The organism is Pseudomonas sp. M47T1 (assembly GCF_000263855.1).
In the GTDB taxonomy this organism is placed as follows: Bacteria; Pseudomonadota; Gammaproteobacteria; order Pseudomonadales; family Pseudomonadaceae; genus Aquipseudomonas.
Window position 1 is genome coordinate 1 of sequence record NZ_AJWX01000072.1, and the last position, 508, is coordinate 508.

Below are 508 nucleotides of genomic sequence, written 5' to 3' on the forward strand. Positions count from 1 at the left end.
TTTCGCGCGAGTACTGGCACCGCCAGCTGGAACGCTTCATATGGGACAACCCCGATTATCGCAGCCCCGACTTCCACCCCAGCAAGTGGCTGCCCATACGCTGGGCCAAGCATCAGGTAAAAGAATTCGAAGCCGCGCCGTTGCTCGGCCATCTGCACCGCCCCATCACCATCAGCCTGCGCAACGACGAGGGCGTCCTGCTCAAACCGGCCCAGCAAGCCAAACGCCTCGCCAGCGCCTGGACCGACGCCCTGGAAACCCTGCCCACCGCCGCCCGCCCCGTGCGCGTGTTCTACGACAGCACCGATAATATCAACGGCGTGATCGCCCTGACCCAGGCGCTCAATCTGCTCAACACCGACGACGAGGGCCTGGACTTGAACAACGTCAACGAAGGCTACGACATCGGCCGCCGCCTGGGCCAGACCGGCGTCAGCAGCCCCTTGGTGCAAATCAACCTTGCCACCATCGCCAGCTACCTGGACGGTGGCGTCAGCGCCGTGGTGTA

General features: G+C 64.0%; 1 pseudogene. It reads left to right on the forward strand.

The annotated features are described in order from the left end of the window. A pseudogene (locus PMM47T1_RS28490) lies at positions 1-508 on the forward strand (DUF2875 family protein); the annotation flags it as partial.